Consider the following 18,940-nt stretch of genomic DNA (forward strand, 5'->3'; position numbering starts at 1 on the left):
TACAAGCGAAAGTCCTCTATAATAGTGAAAGAAGGGAGGTCGCTGCATGAAGACACTAAAAGTAGGGACGCGCAGCAGTGCGTTGGCCCTGAAACAAACCGAGCTGGTCATTGCGGCTCTGAAAAGAGTGGACCCCACAGTGACTGTCGAGGTGGTCGGCATCACCACCAAAGGGGACAGGCTGGTGCATGTGCCTTTAACGCAAATCGGCGGCAAGGGTGTATTTGTAAAGGAAGTCGAGGCCCAATTGTTGGATAAGACAATTGATTTTGCTGTGCACAGCCTTAAGGACATGCCTGCCCGTTTGCCGGAAGGTTTGACCATCGTCGCGACACCCAAGCGGGCTAATCCGCTCGATTGCTTGATTTGGAACGACGACAAACCTTTTTTGGGTACAACAGCGCCTACGGTGATAGGAACGAGCAGTGTGCGCCGAATCAACCAATTGAAGTCTGCATATCCGAACATGTCGTTTGTGCCGATCCGCGGCAATATCGAGACCCGCCTCCGGAAGATGAAGGAGGAAGGATTGGACGGCATCGTGTTGGCGGCGGCAGGCCTTGAAAGGATGGACTACCTGAAGGATCTGCATACGCGCATGCTTGAACCGGAAGTCTGTGTTCCGGCGATCGGACAAGGAATCATGGCTGTCCAATGCCGTGAGGAGGATAAGGAACTGATTGAGCTGCTCAGAGGCATCAATGATGAAGCTGCTTCATTAGCTTGTCTTACGGAGCGTTTCTTCCTGCATCGCGCCAATGGCAACTGCGACTTGCCGATAGGCGGGTATGCGCATCGATTGGACGATGGGAAATGGGAATTTTTGGCGTTTTTGGCTGGTTCGATCGACGAACCCGGAGTCACGAGATGTTACATCGGGGATGATCCGTTGAAACTGGCGGAAACAGCAGCCGACGAATTATTGCCATGACGAAAAAAATGTTGTTGACGAGACCGCTAGCCATGAATGCCGAAGAGCAAATTCGGTTCCGTGCGCAAGGGTTCGGACAGTTTTATGAAATCCCCCTATGTGCAATCAAACCGTTGCCGATAACGGAAGCCATCAAAAGAAAAATCAATGCGGCCGAGTGGCTTTTCTTTACGAGTCAAGCGCCTGTAGCAAGTGTTCTGGCAGTCATCGAAAAGGGACATTGCCCGTTGATTGCCGTTATCGGCAAAAAAACCGGTGAAATGGTCCGGTCCTGCGGATTCGAAGTGGCTTTCGTCAGCCCACAGGAAACAAAAAAACAGTTTGTTTCAGCCTGGCAAGAACAATTTCCGGCGGGGACATCGATTTTCTACCCTAAGAGCCAGCTCGCCGATGATTCTATCGAAAAACTCTTGGGGATTGAAAATGAGGTAATCGGTTCGGTCCTGTACCGCAATGTCTTCCTGGAGGAACGCAAAGCGGAATTGGCGGAGTTGCTCAACTTGGGCGAACTGTCCGCTGTTTACTTCGCCAGCCCATCGGCATGGAAAAGATTTCTTTCGGTCTACAATAAAACCGACAAAAAATCGCTCCTTTTCTTCGCCATCGGAGAAACCACAAAGAATGCGATCAATCAAAGCGGATATGAGGCTGTTCTGTTCCGACGATAAGCAAGCAGGCGCAAGGATCATCCCGATCTGAGCGTTTGCTTTTGTAGTTGAATCAGCCTGAAAGAGGACATTCGTGCTATGCGATGCGGGGAGGAAGTTGTAGAATGTATATAAAAGGTAGGTTAAGTACCGTAGAGAATACGTTCTGCAGAAGGGAGAATCGAGATGGGGAATCTGTACAAGGATAAATTAAGCGGCAGCCGGATCGGCATCGTTTTCGGAGCCTTCGCGCCTTGCCATATCGGTCATTTGGAAGTCATCTTGGAGGCCAAGAAGGAGAATGACGGTTGCGTCGTGATCGTCTGCGGCCAGGAGGGCGATTTCGGCGAGCCGTTCGGTCTGGATGTCTACAGAAGATTCCGCTATATGCGTGAATTGTTTGCGGATGATAACCAGATTTATGTCGTGATGGCAGCGGGCCAAGCTATCCCGCAAAAAGAAACCGAGTGGGAGTCCTGGTTGCAAATCATCAACCTCAAGATAGCTGATTCGCTTCAGCACAACGATGCTCAAAAAATATGGTATACCGGAAAAACAGCGCAAGCTGAGGCGTTGGGAAACGAGTCCACCGATGAAGTCCATTTGGTGGACACCAGTCTCTATCCGGTAACCGGCCTGAATATCCGCAATGATGCCTTGCGCTATTTTAACGCCATCGCATTGCCTTTTCGGCGCGCATTCACGAAAAAAGTGCTGGTTTTGGGCGCCCCGAGCGGCGGCAAAACGACACTTGTTAAGGATTTGGCTAAACTGTATTCCTGTCCCTACAGTTTCGAATATTCACGTCAGTACCAAGAGGAATCGAATGTGAATGATTTTGAACTGGATGGCATGGATTATCAACGGTTGGTCACCGGTCAGTTCCAGCTGAACCGGGACACGATAGCTGATCCCGCCAGCCAAGGGATGGCAATTTTGGATACAGATGTGATGGTCACAAAAGTATACGCTCGCCTAGGCGCGGAAGATAAAGATTATGCTATCACTTCGGATGAATATGCGATAGTGGAGCAGTCGGCCAACGCTTTCATTGCGCGCCAATTGTGGGATCTGATCCTGGTTGTGCCACCGACACTGAAATATGTCGACGACGGCTACCGCAATATGGAATTTTCTGAGAATGCGTTTTTGACGACCATCCACGAGATGATGCTTGAGGAGATCGCAAGCAGCGGAAACATGGATAAAGTCGTCATGCTGGATGCGAAAGGGATCGGCGAGAAGGACGAATTCAGCTATTATGCCCGTTACAAACAAGCAAAAGCAGCGATAGATCTATTGATGGGGCACAAACAATAGAACAATGATAATCGAAGGTGAAGGGTGTTCGGGAAATCCGATCACCCTTGTTCGTTTATGTCTGATTTTCACGGAAGCTTTCGCGTGTTATGCTACCCCTATCACCAAGTTCAGAGAAGTGACATCATTCTCGGATTTTGGCACATGTATTCATAAATAACAAACTCAATGGGGGAATTCAGCATGGTTAAAATAGTATCGTCTGTAGCAGCGTTGATCGGAGATACGCCAATCATCAAATTAAACAAAGTCGTACCGGCAGGCTTCGCCGATGTGTATTTGAAATTGGAGGCGTTCAACGTCGGCGGCAGCATAAAGGATCGCATTGCCTTGAATATGATTGCGACAGCGGAAGCAGACGGAATCTTGAAGCCGGGCGATACGATCGTTGAGCCGACCAGCGGCAACACAGGCGTAGGCTTGGCGATGTTGGCGGCAGCGAAAGGCTATAAATCCATCTTTGTGATGCCGGATACGATGAGTATCGAGCGGCGTCTGTTGCTTTCGGCTTATGGCGCTGAGCTCGTGTTGACTCCAGGGGCTGAGGGGATGCCTACAGCAATCGCAAAAGCCAGAGAAATTGCAGCCCAACCTGGCCATTTTCTGCCATTGCAGTTTGAAAACCCAGCCAATCCAGCTATCCATGAAACGACAACCGGTCCGGAAATCATTGCAGCTTTCGATGGCATCGGCCCGGATGCCTTCCTATCGGCTGTCGGAACAGGCGGCACGATCTCAGGGGTAGGCAAAGCCTTACGAAAAGCGAATCCGGATGTGGGCATATATGCCTTGGAACCTTCCGAATCAGCGGTATTGAGCGGCGGCCAAAAAGGACCGCATAAGATCCAGGGAATCGGTACTGGCTTCATTCCGCAAGTCTTGGACACAGCTGTCTTCGACGGCGTGTTCCAGGTTTCGAGTGAAGAAGCTTTCGAGATGACCCGCAGATTGGCCAAGGAAGAAGGCATTCTTGTAGGCATCTCCAGCGGTGCAGCAGTTGTAGGCGCTATCGCCTTGGCTGGTCAACTGGGCGCAGGCAAGTCGGTAGTGACGATTGCACCGGACAATGGCGAAAGATACCTTTCCACACCAGTGTTTCAAAATTAAGCATCATATAGACTAATGATAGTGCCCCAACCACAGGAATTTCTCCTGATGTGGTTGGGGCACTTTTTTTTTGCGCGCCAGATTTGGTGGCGGCTTTTATTTGTGTGTGTTTCGCTACTTTTTTTCCGCAATTCTTCGTATGGATTTCGAGGAAATGAGGGGGGCTCCGCGGACTGCCATCGGCCAAATCTCGCCGTTGCACTACATCATCATCGTATCGGATGGCCGTACTGATGAAAGCGAAGGCTTTTCGCTGTTGCAGTTGGCAGAAGAAATGCAGAACAGAGGGGCTGTCACGGCCTACAATTTGGATGGCGGCGGTTCATCAACACTATACTTCAACGGCGAAATCATCAATAATCCGACAAATGGCAATAACACAGAGGAAAGGGAAGTGAGCGAAATTGTCTATTTTGGATATGAATAACAAGTTTTCGGCATCAAAGAAAACGGGCATCACCTATTTCATTTTGACGGTTGTCACGGTCATCATCGAAAAAATTTACAGGCTTTTCGGCCACGGCGTCACCTCAGCGTCAATGACTTGGATGTTCCTGTATCCTTTAGCAGGAGGACTGCTCATTTATCTCGTGAGCCTCGCTAAGGTTGGTAGCAGCGATGCTGAGCGGTTCCGCAGATTTTCCAACCACTACCATTCGGGGATCGCCACTCTCACGATAGGCAGTTTCCTGAAGGGGATTCTCGAAATAGCCGGAACTGATTCAGTCAATCTCCCTTGTTTTTACATCGTTGGCTTCGGTATGGTCCTTTTGGGCATCCTGCCATTTACTCTAAATAGTGGCACTTCTGGCCTCAGAGAACTATAATAGAGTTAACTTGTTTAATGAGATGAGGTAAAGTGCATGTTTACGGATAAACGGCTGACAGAGGCCTACGAGAAAGCCAGAGTGGAATACATCGATGATACATCCAATTATGTTTTTTTGAGTGACTGCCACAGAGGTGATGGGAGCCTCTCTGATGAATTTTCACGGAACAAAAATATTTTTTTGCATGCGATGGAGTACTATTATAAGAATGAATTCATATACGTTGAAAACGGAGACGGTGATGAACTGTGGGAACACCACGAGTTTAAGCACATCAAAAATGCTCATCCGGAGGTATTCGCTATCCTGAAACGTTTTTATGACGAAAAACGTCTGATCATGATCTACGGGAACCACAATATCTTTCTGAAAAATCAATGGTATGTGGAACAAAATTACTTTCGGAACTACGATGAGTATACCGAGTTCTTCTATGATTTCCTCCCTGGAATCCGACCAATCGAAGCCTTGGTTTTGAAGGACCGGAAGACGAAACAGGAAATATTCGTCGTCCACGGAATGCAGGGCGATCTGCCGAACGATCAACTGTGGTATCCAACGATGCTTTCCCTGAAGTACTTTTGGCGGTTCCTGCACGCATTCGGCGTCAAGAGCCCGACAAGTCCTGTGAAAAATATGAACAAACGGCACAAAATCGAAAAAAACTACGTGAAGTGGATTCAGAAGCATGAAAAAATGCTGATCTGCGGCCACACACACCGTTTTAAATATCCGAAGACTAAAGATTTGCCTTACTTCAATTCGGGGTGCTGCATCTATCCAACAAGCATCACTGCCATCGAGATTACCGCGGGCCAGATCCAATTGGTCAGATGGAAAACACGGGTGAATGAGGATGGAATGCTCCAGATCAAACGGGAAATCATGCGCGGACCGGATCCGATCGGAAAATTCGATATCCGGGCGAGTGTCAAAAATGAAGAGGCAACAGTGTAATCTTACCCAAACGACTCTTCTTTTCGTATAGAAGAGTCGTTTTTATTGCAAAAAAAGCTTTAAAAACTATGGGATTCGATTTGATAGTTGACAGAATTTGGTTTGCACTCCTAATGGTTGACTAATAGAATGAAGGAATGCGTTCATTGGATGAAGCCATTCTTTATCCATACGGAACGACTTTTCAATTTTTGACAGTGGGGGTAGAAATGGCAAAACGAAAAACCTCAGGCAAGCACAAACTGTTGCGGCTGCTGTTGCTGTTTACATGGTTTCTCATCCTTACCTGGATAGAGATACATGAAGGAGTCGATCCGACTTCAAACCAGGACGGCCCAACCAACACGTCAGTAATCCTGTCCGCGGATGATGCGCCTCAATATACAGGTCCGGACTTTCTTGAAATAAACGGTGGAAAGAGCACCTTTGATGATTCAGAATTGCACTTTGAAGGGGAAGGCTGGATCAGTTACGGCGATCTGGATGAGCTGAACCGCGTAACGACAATGAACGCCATGATCACACCGGAAATGTATCAGACGGGAACCGATGCAGACAGCCGCATCCTACCGACTGGCTGGTCGAAAAGCAATCAGAATGATTCGAATCCCAAACAGCTGAACCGCGGCCATCTGCTGGCGGATGTGCTCGGCGGAAGCGGTGAGGACTGGCGCAATCTGGTGACGTTGTACCGCAACGCGAACTATCCGGCAATGTATTTCGCCTCGGAATTCATTGTCAGTGAAGCAATCCAGTCGGGCACCACGGTCCGCTATCGGGTAACGCCGATTTTCAAAGATGATGCATTGATCTGCGAAGGGCTGCACATCATGGCGAAGAGTGTCACGGATGATTCGGTCGACCTGAACATCTACGTATTCAACGAGCCCAAAGACGCTGTCGATTAGGGCTGCGGGATAAAGCTCCTATCATTTCAAAACAGGCATCCATCAGCAATGACGGATGCCTGTTTATTTTTTGAAGCAAATCTGATTTTTCCGCTCCATCACCCTCTGTTTCCATTCATAAAGAATGATGCCGGTCAGTCCCCCGGCTGTATCGATCAATACATCGGAAAAGGCTGGACCTCTCCCCGGAACGAAGGATTGATGGAATTCGTCCGATGAGGCATACAGAAATACGAACAGCACTGTATAGAAAGCTGATTTTCCCGATGGTCCTCGTTCTTTCCGATAACGCAAAAACAGGATAGCCAAAATCAAATATTCAGTAAAATGACCTGCTTTGCGGACCAGGAAACTGAGAGCGCCCTGAACGGAACTGCCGGGCCCGATCCCAATGAATTTCAGCAACTCCAAAAGGATGCCGCTGGTTTCGGATGAATCCTGACCATTTTGGTGCGACAAAAGAAAAATGACGCCCATCCAGAGGCATAAAACTGCAAATTTGGTGTTAAAAGTAAAACGCATGCTCGTGAGTCCCTCCGTCCTATTGCATCAGTATAGCGCAGCAATCCATACCTGAAAAGTCGCTAATGTTTTTTTGCGCAATAATTGCGGGTGTAATAATCAAATCAAAAAGGAAAACATTCCACATCTCAGCAAAATTGTTATACAATAGAGTTGGATAATGTTAGCGCTTACGAATCGGTGTCAGAAGATGACTTTTGCCGGCACAAACAGCGCAATCCAACAGTAAAGGAGTCCTTTGCATGTCGCTTGAAGAAAAATACCGTATTCCGGTCGAGAAGCTACGCTGGAGTTATCTCCATACCGGCGAACTGAATTTTTGCGAATCATCCAGGGATGTCCCTCCCTTGCAAGGCATCATCGGCCAGGATCGGGCCGTGAAATCGATGGACTTCGGTTTGGGAATGACAGTGCCTGGCTACAATATTTTCGTTTCCGGCCCACCAGGAACCGGAAAGAGCACCTACGTCCAGACGGTAGTATCCCGATTGGCCGAAAAAGGCATTACGCCTGATGATTGGTGCTATATTTATAATTTTGCCGATCGGGACAAACCAATCGCGGTGTCTCTGCCACCAGGGCAAGGCAAAGTATTCCGCAATGACATGACCGAGTTTGTTGAGGACATGCGTAGCCTCATTCCGAAAACGTTCGAGAGCAGTGATTATGATCAACAGAAAGGCACCATTATCCAAGTGGTTCAAGAAAAGGTGGATGCTGTTTTTCGGAGCATCGAACAGGAGGCTCTCAAATCGGGATTCGTCGTTCGGCAAGCACCTGGACGCGTGGCTTTGATACCGATCAAAGATGGCAAGCAGCTTTCCCCGGAAGAATATAAAGCTCTTTCGGCTGAAGAACGCAAAACCATTGATGAAAATACCTACAAGCTTGAAAAGAGGCTCGATGAAATCATCCGCGGATCCCGTGCACTCGAAAAAGAGGCCGACAAACAGCTCAAGGAATTGGACAGGCAGATAACCCGATTTGCGACAGAGCCTCCCATCGCCAGATTAAAAGAAAAATACGCATATTCGGAAAAAATCCAGGATTACCTCGACAAAGTGCAGACGGACATCACCGAAAACAACATCATTTTCCGTTTGGCCGATGCACCGCAAGCGCAAAATCCGTTTCAACTGCCGGAAAACGACGGTGACCCCTTCATAAAATACAAAGTCAACCTCTTTGTGAACAATGAAAACAGTAAAGGCGCTCCCGCGATCATTGAACCTTTTACGAATTATTACAATATCTTCGGGAAAATCGAATACAAAAATCAATTCATGTACACGACCACTGATTTCACTATGGTAAAAGCCGGCGCTATCCATCAGGCAAACGGCGGATATCTGGTGCTGCAGGCCAAAGATGTCCTTTTTGATCCATTCATGTGGGATGCCCTGAAAAAAGTTTTGAAACATCAACAAGCCTTGATCGAGAACATCGGCGAGCAGTACCGCTATGTGCCGACCGTGACTCTGAAACCAGAGACCATTCCATTGAACGTCAAAATCATTTTGATCGGTAGTCCGATATTCTACAAAGTGCTGACTTATGATGAAGATTTCAGGAAACTGTTCAAAGTAAAAGTTGATTTCGATATCAGTATGGACCGCAACGGAGAGAATATCAGAAAATATGTCTCATTCATCAGCTCAATCTGTGAGGAAACAGGAATCCTCCATTTTGACCGAAGCGGCTTAGGTAAAATCATTGAGTACGGATCACGTCTTGCGGGCAATCAGACCAAATTATCCACTCAATTCAACGAAATCACGGAGATTGTCCATGAATCCAGCGCCATCGCCAAATACGAGGGGGCACCGATGGTTTCGGATATTCACGTGAAAAGAGCTCTTGCTGACAGGAAATACAGGGCAAATATGATCGAGGAGAAATTCCAGGAAATGTTATTGAGGGACAAAATCATGATTGATACTCAGGATTCAGTCATCGGTCAAGTGAACGGCCTCTCAGTGATCCAGACAGAAGAATACGCTTTTGGCCACCCGACGCGGATCACAGCCCGTACCTATATCGGTTCGAACGGAGTGACAAACATTGAGCGCGAAACCAAAATGAGCGGCAGTAGCCATTCAAAAGGGGTATTGACGTTGGCAGGCTTTCTCGGCGGGCAGTTTGCACAGGAAAAACCGCTGGCAGTAAGCGCCCAATTGACTTTTGAACAGAATTACGGAGGTGTCGACGGGGACAGTGCCTCCAGTGCTGAACTTTATGCGCTCCTGTCCAGCCTTGGTGATGCGCCACTGAGACAGAATCTTGCTGTCACGGGTTCCATCAATCAGAAAGGTGAAATCCAACCAATAGGCGGTGCCACCGAAAAGATCGAAAGCTTTTTCGATCTTTGTGAGGCGAAAGGTTTGACTGGAGAGCAAGGGGTCATCATTCCGAATCAAAATGTGGACGATCTGATGCTGAAGGAGGAAATCATCGAGGCAGTGAATGCTGCTAAATTCCATATCTATTCCGTCAAAACAGTTTCGGAAGGTATCGAGCTGTTGACGGGGCTGAATTGCGGAAAACGCGAATCGGACGGAAATTTCACGGAAGGCAGCGTCTTCCGTAAAGTCCAACAGAAACTGGAAAAATACAACAAGAGCATCGAAGCTGCTCAAGCTGCAAGTGACCGGTACGGCAGCGTCAGTAGCGACGAGTACGACTTAGAATGATGTATCCTTGAGAGGATAGTCGCGTGTATTTTAGCTGAAAGGAAGAGTTGAGCAGGGACCCGATCGGTTTCAGCTCGGCTCTTTTCATATGTCCGGCAGCCAATTTTTCAATAAAAAGCAGGGATTTGATGAAATATATTGAAGATACAAAATATATTGATATACTAGAAGTATAAAGATGATTTTCGAATCGCTATCACTAAATTTTCTGCGTGAATATATGTAAGCCTTTACAATATCAAACAGATTGGTGGGGTAAGTCATGAAAAAATTGCGTAAAGTCAAATCTCAATGGTGTGCCGTTTTGGTTTGCGGTCTGTCCGCAGCTATGCTGACTGCGGCACCGGCACCTTCAGTTTTTGCGGAAACTACCGGAGCGAATGCAAGCAGCACCATTGGGAGCGAGTCGTCCCAAACAGAAACACCGGATTTAATTGTGCAATCATCCATCCTCTCTGAGGATACAGACAAAACTGCTATTCCCTCAGAGGAAACAGTAACTGCAATACCGAATCTTTCAGAAGATGCCCTTTCGGATAGCTCTTCGGAAGAACCTGGAGAAGATATATCAGCAATCAAGAATGACACTCCTACAACAAGCGAATCAATTCCAGCAGCTATCGAATCCAGTACTCAATCAAGCGATCCCACTAAGATTCAGTCTGCACCCGCAATGGAAATGACGGCAGCGCCATCAACTTTACCCGAAGTGATGGAAAGTGCTTCTGACATTGCCGTTTCTTACACAGCCGTCATTGCCAAAGGGGATTTTACTCTCGACAGTCTTCCTTGGGGCTACTCAGGCTATGCATTCCGCTACATGACGAACGATTTTGTAGGTCAAAAAATCGAGGTGACCAGAGAATCGCAGAACGGTCTTTACGCATTGGCAGTGCTGAACGGAGAAAAGTTGGGTTGGGTCGACAAGCGCGCCTTATCCGATGTAGTCGTCATTCCTAAGGTACAAGACCTAGCATCAGCGATTGCCGTGGATTACACTGCACGCATTAACGCAGCAAATTTTTCGATTGATAGTCTGCCATGGGGTTACTCGGGGTACATGCAGATGACGACGAGCGCAACTTATTTGAATCAAAAAATTCAGGCCGAAAAAGAAAGCCCAAATGGTCAGTACGTGCTGATTTCCCTCAATGGAGAAAAGTTGGGTTGGATCGACAAGCGCGCTCTGTCGGATATTTACAGTCAGCCTAAAGTGCAGGATATTGCATCAGCTCTGACGGTGGACTATGCCGCCCGGATTGGCGCAGCCGGTTTTTCCATAGACAGCTTGCCGTGGGGCTATGCCGGTTATGCTCAGATGACAACGAGTTCGGCTTATTTGAACCAAAGTGTAAAGGCAGTCAAGGAGACCGCTAACGGCCTCTATGCGCTGATCGCATTGAACGGCAACAGATTGGGGTGGATAGATAAACGGGCACTGACGGATATCTATATCCAACCAAAAGTACAGGAGTTGGCAACGGGGATATCCGTAGATTATAAAGCGACTATAGCAGCCCCTGGATTTTCTATCGACAGCCTGCCATGGGGTTATGCCGGGTATGGGCAAATTGATACGACCAGCAACCATACCGGAGAACGAATCCAAGCTATTCAAGAGTCGCTGAATGGACTTTATGTTTTGATTTCTTCCAATGGGACCCGATTGGGATGGGTTGATAAACGAGCACTCACCGATATCGCCATTACGCCAAAACTGCAGGATGTAGCCTCTGCAGTCGTTGTTGCTTATACGGCAGCCATCACTTCGCCGGGCTATTCGATTGACAGTCTGCCGTGGGGTTACGCCGGCTATCAACAGATGGCCACTTCAACCGACTATCTCGGACAACGATTTGAGGCGGTGAAAGAAGCAGCCAACGGATCGTATGTGCTACTTTCCCTGAACGGCAAAAAATTAGGTTGGATCGATAAAAAAGCTTTGGGGGATTTCAGCTACAGATCCCAGGCACAGAATATATCCGGCGGAACCGCCGTGAGCTATTCACCGACAATCGCTAAAGCGGGTTTTTCGGTCGATACCTTGCCATGGGGCTATGCTGGTTACCAATGGCGTACGAGCACGGACAGCTATGTCGGACAGAAGGTCGATGCGATCAGGGAATCCGCTGACGGTCATTATGTCCTTCTTTCCCTGAACGGCAGCTACATCGGTTGGGTGGACAAAGCCGCTCTTTCAGGTTTGCCAACCTATGCAAAAGGTCCGGATTGGACAGTGATCAACGGATATTTCCGTAGCAATTCGGGTGTCAATTACTACATTGGCAACAGTTATATCATCGTCAGCTTGAGTCAACAGAGCGTCTGGGCCTATAAAGGCGAGACGATGCTTGTTTCCGCTCCGGTCATCACCGGTAAACCATCGGCCAATAACGCAACGCCGCGAGGCTTGTTCTATATTCAGCCGTTTAAACAATCGCCATCCGTTCTGATCGGTGAGGACTATGCTTCACCCGTCAGCTTCTGGATACCGTTCGTGGGAAACATGGTGGGTTTGCACGATTCGCCTTGGCAGACGCATGGCTATGGCGGCGATATCTACCTCTACTACGGATCGCATGGTTGCGTCAACACACCGTATGAAGCTGTCCGGACGTTGTATTACAGTTATCCGGTTGGTACACCAGTTGTTGTCTATTAGATTTCTAAAAGCAGAGATGGGCAATCCAGCCGTCTCTGCTTTTTGTGACACTAGGGCAGTAAAACGTTATACTTATGGAAACAATCAGGAGGGTGATGGGAATGAAAATAGCCTTGCTTCAGATGATGGTCACAGCGGATAAGGAAACGAACCTGAAACGTGCAGAGGAAATGGTCAAAAAAGCAACCCAGGGTGGAGCGGATATGGCGGTGCTCCCGGAAATGTTCAATTGTCCTTATGATAATGCTTATTTCAGAGAATACGCAGAGCCGAAAGGCGGAGAAACCTACCGAAGGCTCGCAGAGATGGCGAAAGAAAATGCCATCTATGTGGTCGGCGGATCGGTTCCTCAGATCAAGGAAAACAACATCTACAACACAAACTATACATTTGATCGCCAAGGCAACGAAATCCACGACTACAGCAAAACCCATTTATTCGATATCCAGGTAGAGGGCGGGCAAGCGTTCAGAGAATCCGATACGTTGACTCCCGGGGACGGGCTGGGCGTGTTTCAGACAGAATTCGGACTGTTCGGCTTGGGTATCTGCTTTGATGTCCGATTCCAAAGCGACTGGCAGCTGCTCCAAAAACAAGGAGCCCTCGTTTGCATTGTACCCGGTGCATTCAATATGACGACCGGGCCGGCCCATTGGGAATTGCTGTTCCGAGCCCGCGCAGTCGACAATCAGCTGTTCATGGTGGGGGTCAGTCCTGCTCGTGACCTCGATTTCAGTTATCATGCTTACGGCCACTCGCTAGTAGTGGATCCATGGGGAAGCCTTCTGACCCAGCTGGGTTTCGAGGAAGATATCGCGATTGTGGAGATAGATCTCGAACGCGTTGCCTCCGTCAGAAGGCAAATCCCTATCCTCATTCCAAATGAAATGATAAAGAACCCTTAAGCTTTCAGAAATCCGGGAAGAAACGCAGTTCTTTGTGTACCGGAGCACTTACTATTTTGCTATAATAAAATCATGCAAATGCATCAGCTGATGCCATTCTGCAGGATATGGCCGAAAAAAACAGTTGTTTTATCACCTATATGTGAACTATACGATTTGAGAGAAGGAATCCTTTATGTCCAACGAGAAAATGTATATGACTGTCGACGGAAATACAGCCGCAGCCTATGCATCTTATGCTTTTACTGAAATTTCAGGGATTTATCCCATTACACCCTCTTCCCCGATGGCCGATTCTGTCGATCATTGGGCGCAGGAAGGCCGCAAGAATATCTTTGGTCAAACCGTAAAAGTGACCCAAATGCAATCTGAAGCCGGCGCGGCGGGTACTGTGCATGGCGCCCTGCAAGCAGGCGCTTTGGCATGTTCCTATACATCATCGCAAGGATTATTGCTGATGATACCCGACCTGTACAAAATGGCCGGACAATTGTTGCCATCCGTCATCCATGTAGCCGCGCGTGCGCTGGGGGGCCATGCGCTTTCTATTTTCGGAGATCACTCGGACGTGATGGCCTGCAGACAGACCGGCTATGCTTTATTGGCTTCCTCGAGCGTACAGGAAGCGACGGACTTGGCAGCTGTCGCCCATTTGGCGGCAATCAAAGGGCGCGTGCCATTTTTGCATTTCTTCGATGGCTTCCGGACTTCGCATGAAATTCAAAAAATCGAGGTTCAATCGTATGACGACCTGGCGGAAATGCTGGATCAGGATGCTTTGAAAGCCTTCCGTGACCGCAGTCTCAGCCCGAACCATCCGACATTGCGGGGAACGGCCCAGAATCCAGATGTCTTTTTCCAGACCAAAGAAGCCGCGAACAGATATTATGATGCTGTTCCGGAAATTGTCGAAGGATACATGGAAAAAATGAACCAGTTGACCGGCCGGGACTACCGCCTGTTCAATTATTACGGTGCTGCGGATGCAGAGCGGGTCATCATCTGTATGGGCTCCGTATATGAAACAGCCTGCGAGACGGCAGATTACCTGAATCGCTTAGGGGAAAAAGTAGGTGTCCTCAATGTGCATCTTTACCGTCCATTCAGCGTCGGACACTTTTTGAAGGCTTTACCGGACTCAGTAAAACGGATTGCGGTACTTGACCGCACGAAAGAAGCCGGCTCCATCGGCGAACCGCTCTTTTTGGATGTTGTGGCGGCCTTCAACAATCGAATCGATCGTCCGATGATCATCGGCGGCCGTTATGGCTTGGGTTCGAAGGACACAACGCCAGAGCAGCTGTTCGCGGTTTATAAAAACCTGAAGAAGGAGGAACCGAAACATCCCTTCACGATCGGCATCAACGATGATGTCACCCACCTATCGCTTGCGATCGATGAACAGATCGACGTCCGTCAGGAAGGCACGTTCGAGGCGCAGTTCTGGGGATTCGGTTCTGACGGGACAGTCGGGGCCAATAAAAATTCGATCAAAATCATCGGGGATCATACCGATATGCACGTACAGGCTTATTTTTCCTACGATTCGAAAAAATCGGGTGGGGTCACCATTTCCGATCTGCGTTTCGGCAAGGAGCCGATCCATGAGCCGTATTTGATCGAAAAGGCTGATTTCGTGGCTTGCCACAATCATGCCTACGTAAAAAAATACGACATGCTGAAGAACCTGAAGTCAGGCGGCGCTTTCCTGTTGAATACCAATTGGCGCGCAGAGGATCTCGAAATGCGTTTACCTGCCAAGATGAAACGGTACATCGCCAAAAACGAGATTGCCTTCTATACGATCGATGCCATCAACCTTGCCAAGGAAATCGGCCTGGGCGGACGGATCAATACAATCTGTCAAGCAGCCTTCTTTAAAATACTGCCGGTCATACCTGCTGAAGAGGCCATGCAGTACATGAAAGAAGCGGCCCACAAGTCATACGGGCACAAAGGCGAAGCAATCATCTCCATGAACGAGAAAGCGATAGATGCCGGCATGGAAGCAGTCCAAAAAATCAGCATTCCGGAAAGCTGGAAAGATGCACAGGATGAGCCCGAGGTATTGAATGACCACCCGGATTTTGTCCGCAACATCGCCAACATGATGGAGCGGATGGAAGGCAACCAATTGCCTGTCAGTGCCTTTTTGGACCGGGCTGACGGAACTTTCCCTCAGGGGACGACACAATACGAGAAACGCGAAATCGCTGTCCAGATCCCGATCTGGAATCCCGAGGAATGCATCCAGTGCAACCAATGCTCCTTTGTTTGTCCGCATGCCGCCATCCGACCGTTCCTGGCTACCGAAGACGAGGCAGCCAATGCACCTGAAGGCGTGGAATTCCTTGATGGGATGCGCCCATACAAAGACTACAAATACCGAATCCAAGTGTCCGCTGCCGACTGCACGGGCTGCGGCATCTGCGTCTTGACTTGTCCTGCCCGCAAAAAAGCGATCGAGATGAAAAACCGCGAGGATCATCTGGAGGAAAACAATAACTGGGATTACATGATCCGTCTGCCGCACAAGGAAAATCCTGTCGGCATCAACACGGTGAAAGGCAGCCAATTCGAAAAACCGTTGTTCGAATTTTCAGGTGCCTGTGCTGGCTGCGGCGAAACGCCATACATCAAACTGGTCACCCAAGTGGTGGGGGATCGCATGCAGATAGCGAATGCGACAGGTTGCTCATCCATCTACGGCGGATCGGCCCCTTCCACACCGTATACGACAAATGAATCCGGCTGCGGGCCATCATGGGCAAATTCCCTGCTGGAGGATAATGCGGAATTCGGCCTTGGGATGCACCATGCAACGAAACAATTGCGCCAACGGACACTGGAATTGACAGGTGAGCTTCTGAACCTGCAGATCGACGATTCGCTCAGAACGGCCGCCACAGCTTGGACTGAGGGATTCAACGACAAAAACAGCGCCCGCAAGTTAGCCGAAGCGTACATCAAGGCTTTGGAAACTGCTGACACAACGGATCCGAAAATCCAACAATTGGTCCACGAGCTAGTGGACTATAAAGATTATCTGATGAAACGTTCCACTTGGATGATCGGCGGAGACGGCTGGGCCTATGATATCGGCTTCGGCGGAATCGACCATGTTCTCGCAAGCGGGGAAGATGTGAACATCCTCGTGCTGGATACGGAAGTCTATTCCAACACAGGCGGACAGGTCTCGAAATCATCCAACCTGGGTGCCATCGCCGAGTTCGCTTCCGGCGGAAAATCCGTCCGCAAAAAAGATTTGGGCATGATGATGATGAATTACGGGTATGTCTATGTCGCGCAGATTGCGATGGGCGCAAACCCTAGGCATACGCTGAAAGTCATCTCCGAGGCGGAAGCCTACGATGGTCCTTCCATCGTCATCGCCTACTCGCCATGCATCAGCCACGGCATCAAGTGCGGGTTGACCGTATCGCAGGAACACGAAAAAGATGCTGTGGATGTCGGCTATTGGCATCTTTACCGCTTCCACCCGGAAAACAAACTGAAAGGGAAAAACCCGTTCAAGTTGGATTCCAAGGAACCACAATTTGAACGATTCCAGGATTTCCTGATGGAAGAGGTCCGCTACTCTTCATTATATAACCAGTATGATGCTGAACATGTACAGGCGATCTTCGATGAAAGCCTCCTGGCAGCAAAAGACCGTTATCAGTCCTATGCACGCTTGGATTCTTATACTGACTAGCTCCAATCCGGACCAGACACCGCCTAATCGTGGTGTCTGGTTCTTTTTTCGCGTTCAGTCAAGCGTCCAAAGTTACGACTGCGTCCGTAATGTTTTGAGAAAAGCGACAGGTAAGGCTATAATGGAGGAAAGAAAGCGCTTTTGGAGAACGGTTTTGCAAAGGAAGCGAGGAAGCATCATGACGGCAGAAGTAGGGATATTGAACGCGAACGGATTGGTACTGGCGGCTGATTCCGCTTTGACGATGGGGAACAGCGAACAAATGAAAATATTCAATTCCGGCAATAAGATCTTTTCGCTCGGACCGAGCCACTCGATTGGTATCATGATGTTCGGGAATGTCCAATTCATGGGGATTCCATGGGAAATCATCGTAACTGGCTTCCATCAGAAAATTGGGGCACGGCCGTTGAATACAGTTTGGGATTACTGCACGGAATTCTTCAATTATCTAGAGAGTGTGGATGAAATCTACTCCACGATCTTTACCGAAGTGCTCATCATCGGGTATGCAGAGAATGTCAGCAATATTTTGGAGAATACGACTTATATACCTTCACCCGGTGCATTCACTCTGGGCGATTACCAAAAGGCTGTCGAGGAAAAAATTCCGGCGTTGCTGAAAGAAAGCGAAAAGATGAAGAGCATCACCAAAAAGGCGCCGCTCAAAGCCTTCTCTGACCGTTACGGGGAGAAGCTGGATGAAGTTTTTAAAGAACTTTTCGATACCGTATTCTTGGGCTTGAACCTCTACGATAAATTCAAGCCGGATCTTTACAAAATCGTGCGGAATTATGTTTACAGCGACAGCTATTATCCCGACACGTACTCAGGTCTGGTGATCGCCGGCTTCGGCTACAACGAGTTGTTCCCCAGCATATACCAGTACGACATATCCGGCGTCGTCGATAGAGTGATCAAAAAACGGCTGACTGTGCGCCAGATTGTGATGAACGATTTCGCAGAAGACAGGTGTTCCTCAGCCATCGTCCCGTTTGCGCAGCAGGATATGGTCCATACGGTCATAAACGGCATAGCGCCTGATTTGGAGGCTGACCTCGGGGAATTGCTCCGCGCCACACTTGAAAAATTTGTTTCGGAATTGACCGAGAAAAAATTGTTGAAGGAAAGCGATGCTCCGGAAATCAGCAAATTAAAGGCGACGCTGATCGAATCGGGCTTGAATGCCTTCGAAAACATGAAACAGGAACGGCATTTGACCCCCGTATTAATGACGATCGATTCGATGCCGAAAGAGGAACTTGCTTTGATTGCGGAGACGTTGGTCAATATCACTTCCTTCAAAGGGAAAATTTCCTTTTCCATGGAAACGGTCGGCGGACCGATCGATGTGCTATTAATCACAAAAGGGGACGGCCCGGTCTGGGTCAAGCGGAAGAACTTCTTCAATCCCGATATCAATCGCCTGCGCTGATGGGACAGAAAATTTTCCCCCAAATTTCCGGACTTGGTGTAAAATGAATGAAATGAAGTTTATGGAAGGTGTTATTATGTATCTGAATATTCAAGAAACAGCCGACTATCTGGAAGTGCCGATCAGCGAAATCCATCGTTTGATCCGCGAGCGTCAAATCCGCACAATCAGCGTGGATGATGACATACTGCTGAACCGCGATCAGTTCAATTTTTTCATCGAGCAAAGGGAAAAGTACAAACACGAATTGGAGGCCTATTTAAATACGCCTTTGCCAGAAGATCCTGACATCAAGGACGAGGATTGAAAAA

General features: G+C 48.5%; 14 protein-coding genes and 1 pseudogene. 14 read left to right on the forward strand and 1 reads right to left on the reverse strand.

The window, feature by feature from the left end; translation table 11 throughout:
- The first annotated feature begins 46 nt into the window (after window positions 1-46).
- The 8 genes and pseudogenes from hemC to C7R56_RS03630 all read left to right on the forward strand — a co-directional run bounded on the left by hemC (window position 47) and on the right by C7R56_RS03630 (window position 6,700).
- Window positions 47-931 (forward strand): hydroxymethylbilane synthase, encoded by an 885-nt coding sequence (gene hemC / locus C7R56_RS03595; RefSeq protein WP_107995226.1) that lies wholly within the window; start codon window positions 47-49, stop codon window positions 929-931.
- Window positions 928-1,599, forward strand: a complete 672-nt coding sequence (locus C7R56_RS03600) for a uroporphyrinogen-III synthase (RefSeq protein WP_107995227.1) — start codon at window positions 928-930, stop codon at window positions 1,597-1,599. Before hemC ends, C7R56_RS03600 begins: the two co-directional genes overlap by 4 nt.
- A gap of 165 nt (window positions 1,600-1,764) precedes the next feature.
- Window positions 1,765-2,898, forward strand: coding sequence for an AAA family ATPase (locus C7R56_RS03605; protein WP_107995228.1), 1,134 nt, complete (start codon window positions 1,765-1,767; stop codon window positions 2,896-2,898).
- Between the two features lie 183 nt (window positions 2,899-3,081).
- Window positions 3,082-4,005, forward strand: a complete 924-nt coding sequence (cysK, locus tag C7R56_RS03610; protein ID WP_107995229.1) for a cysteine synthase A — start codon at window positions 3,082-3,084, stop codon at window positions 4,003-4,005.
- Window positions 4,006-4,165: 160 nt separating this feature from the next.
- Window positions 4,166-4,432, forward strand: a pseudogene (locus C7R56_RS03615) (phosphodiester glycosidase family protein); the annotation flags it as partial.
- Entirely contained in the window at window positions 4,410-4,832 is a 423-nt protein-coding gene (locus C7R56_RS03620) for a hypothetical protein (protein WP_159072145.1), read from the forward strand. The pseudogene C7R56_RS03615 and the gene C7R56_RS03620, both read left to right, overlap by 23 nt.
- 36 nt (window positions 4,833-4,868) lie before the next feature.
- Complete coding sequence (locus tag C7R56_RS03625; protein WP_107995231.1) at window positions 4,869-5,792, forward strand: metallophosphoesterase; 924 nt, start codon at window positions 4,869-4,871, stop codon at window positions 5,790-5,792.
- A gap of 209 nt (window positions 5,793-6,001) precedes the next feature.
- On the forward strand, window positions 6,002-6,700 hold the full coding sequence (locus tag C7R56_RS03630) for a DNA/RNA non-specific endonuclease (RefSeq protein ID WP_159072146.1): 699 nt from the start codon (window positions 6,002-6,004) through the stop codon (window positions 6,698-6,700).
- A 63-nt stretch (window positions 6,701-6,763) separates the two neighbouring features.
- Here C7R56_RS03630 and C7R56_RS03635 read toward each other — a convergent pair whose 3' ends face one another.
- Window positions 6,764-7,222 (reverse strand): VanZ family protein, encoded by a 459-nt coding sequence (locus C7R56_RS03635; RefSeq protein ID WP_107995233.1) that lies wholly within the window; start codon window positions 7,220-7,222, stop codon window positions 6,764-6,766.
- A 242-nt stretch (window positions 7,223-7,464) separates the two neighbouring features.
- Between C7R56_RS03635 and C7R56_RS03640 the strand changes: the two genes are divergently transcribed.
- From C7R56_RS03640 to C7R56_RS03665, 6 genes are all read left to right on the forward strand, one after another.
- Window positions 7,465-9,912: an AAA family ATPase gene (locus C7R56_RS03640; RefSeq protein WP_107995234.1), complete on the forward strand. Its 2,448-nt coding sequence runs from the start codon at window positions 7,465-7,467 to the stop codon at window positions 9,910-9,912.
- 262 nt (window positions 9,913-10,174) lie between these two features.
- Window positions 10,175-12,574, forward strand: coding sequence for a L,D-transpeptidase family protein (locus tag C7R56_RS03645; RefSeq protein WP_107995235.1), 2,400 nt, complete (start codon window positions 10,175-10,177; stop codon window positions 12,572-12,574).
- A gap of 101 nt (window positions 12,575-12,675) precedes the next feature.
- Window positions 12,676-13,479, forward strand: coding sequence for a carbon-nitrogen hydrolase family protein (locus C7R56_RS03650; RefSeq protein WP_199902974.1), 804 nt, complete (start codon window positions 12,676-12,678; stop codon window positions 13,477-13,479).
- Between the two features lie 175 nt (window positions 13,480-13,654).
- Window positions 13,655-17,194, forward strand: coding sequence for a pyruvate:ferredoxin (flavodoxin) oxidoreductase (nifJ, locus tag C7R56_RS03655; RefSeq protein WP_107995237.1), 3,540 nt, complete (start codon window positions 13,655-13,657; stop codon window positions 17,192-17,194).
- 178 nt (window positions 17,195-17,372) lie between these two features.
- Window positions 17,373-18,629: an Ntn hydrolase family protein gene (locus C7R56_RS03660; RefSeq protein WP_107995238.1), complete on the forward strand. Its 1,257-nt coding sequence runs from the start codon at window positions 17,373-17,375 to the stop codon at window positions 18,627-18,629.
- Between the two features lie 76 nt (window positions 18,630-18,705).
- Entirely contained in the window at window positions 18,706-18,936 is a 231-nt protein-coding gene (locus C7R56_RS03665; protein ID WP_107995239.1) for a MerR family transcriptional regulator, read from the forward strand.
- Window positions 18,937-18,940 lie beyond the last annotated feature (4 nt).

The sequence above is a fragment of the Trichococcus paludicola genome, from assembly GCF_003052295.1.
Taxonomy (GTDB): domain Bacteria; phylum Bacillota; class Bacilli; order Lactobacillales; family Aerococcaceae; genus Trichococcus; species Trichococcus paludicola.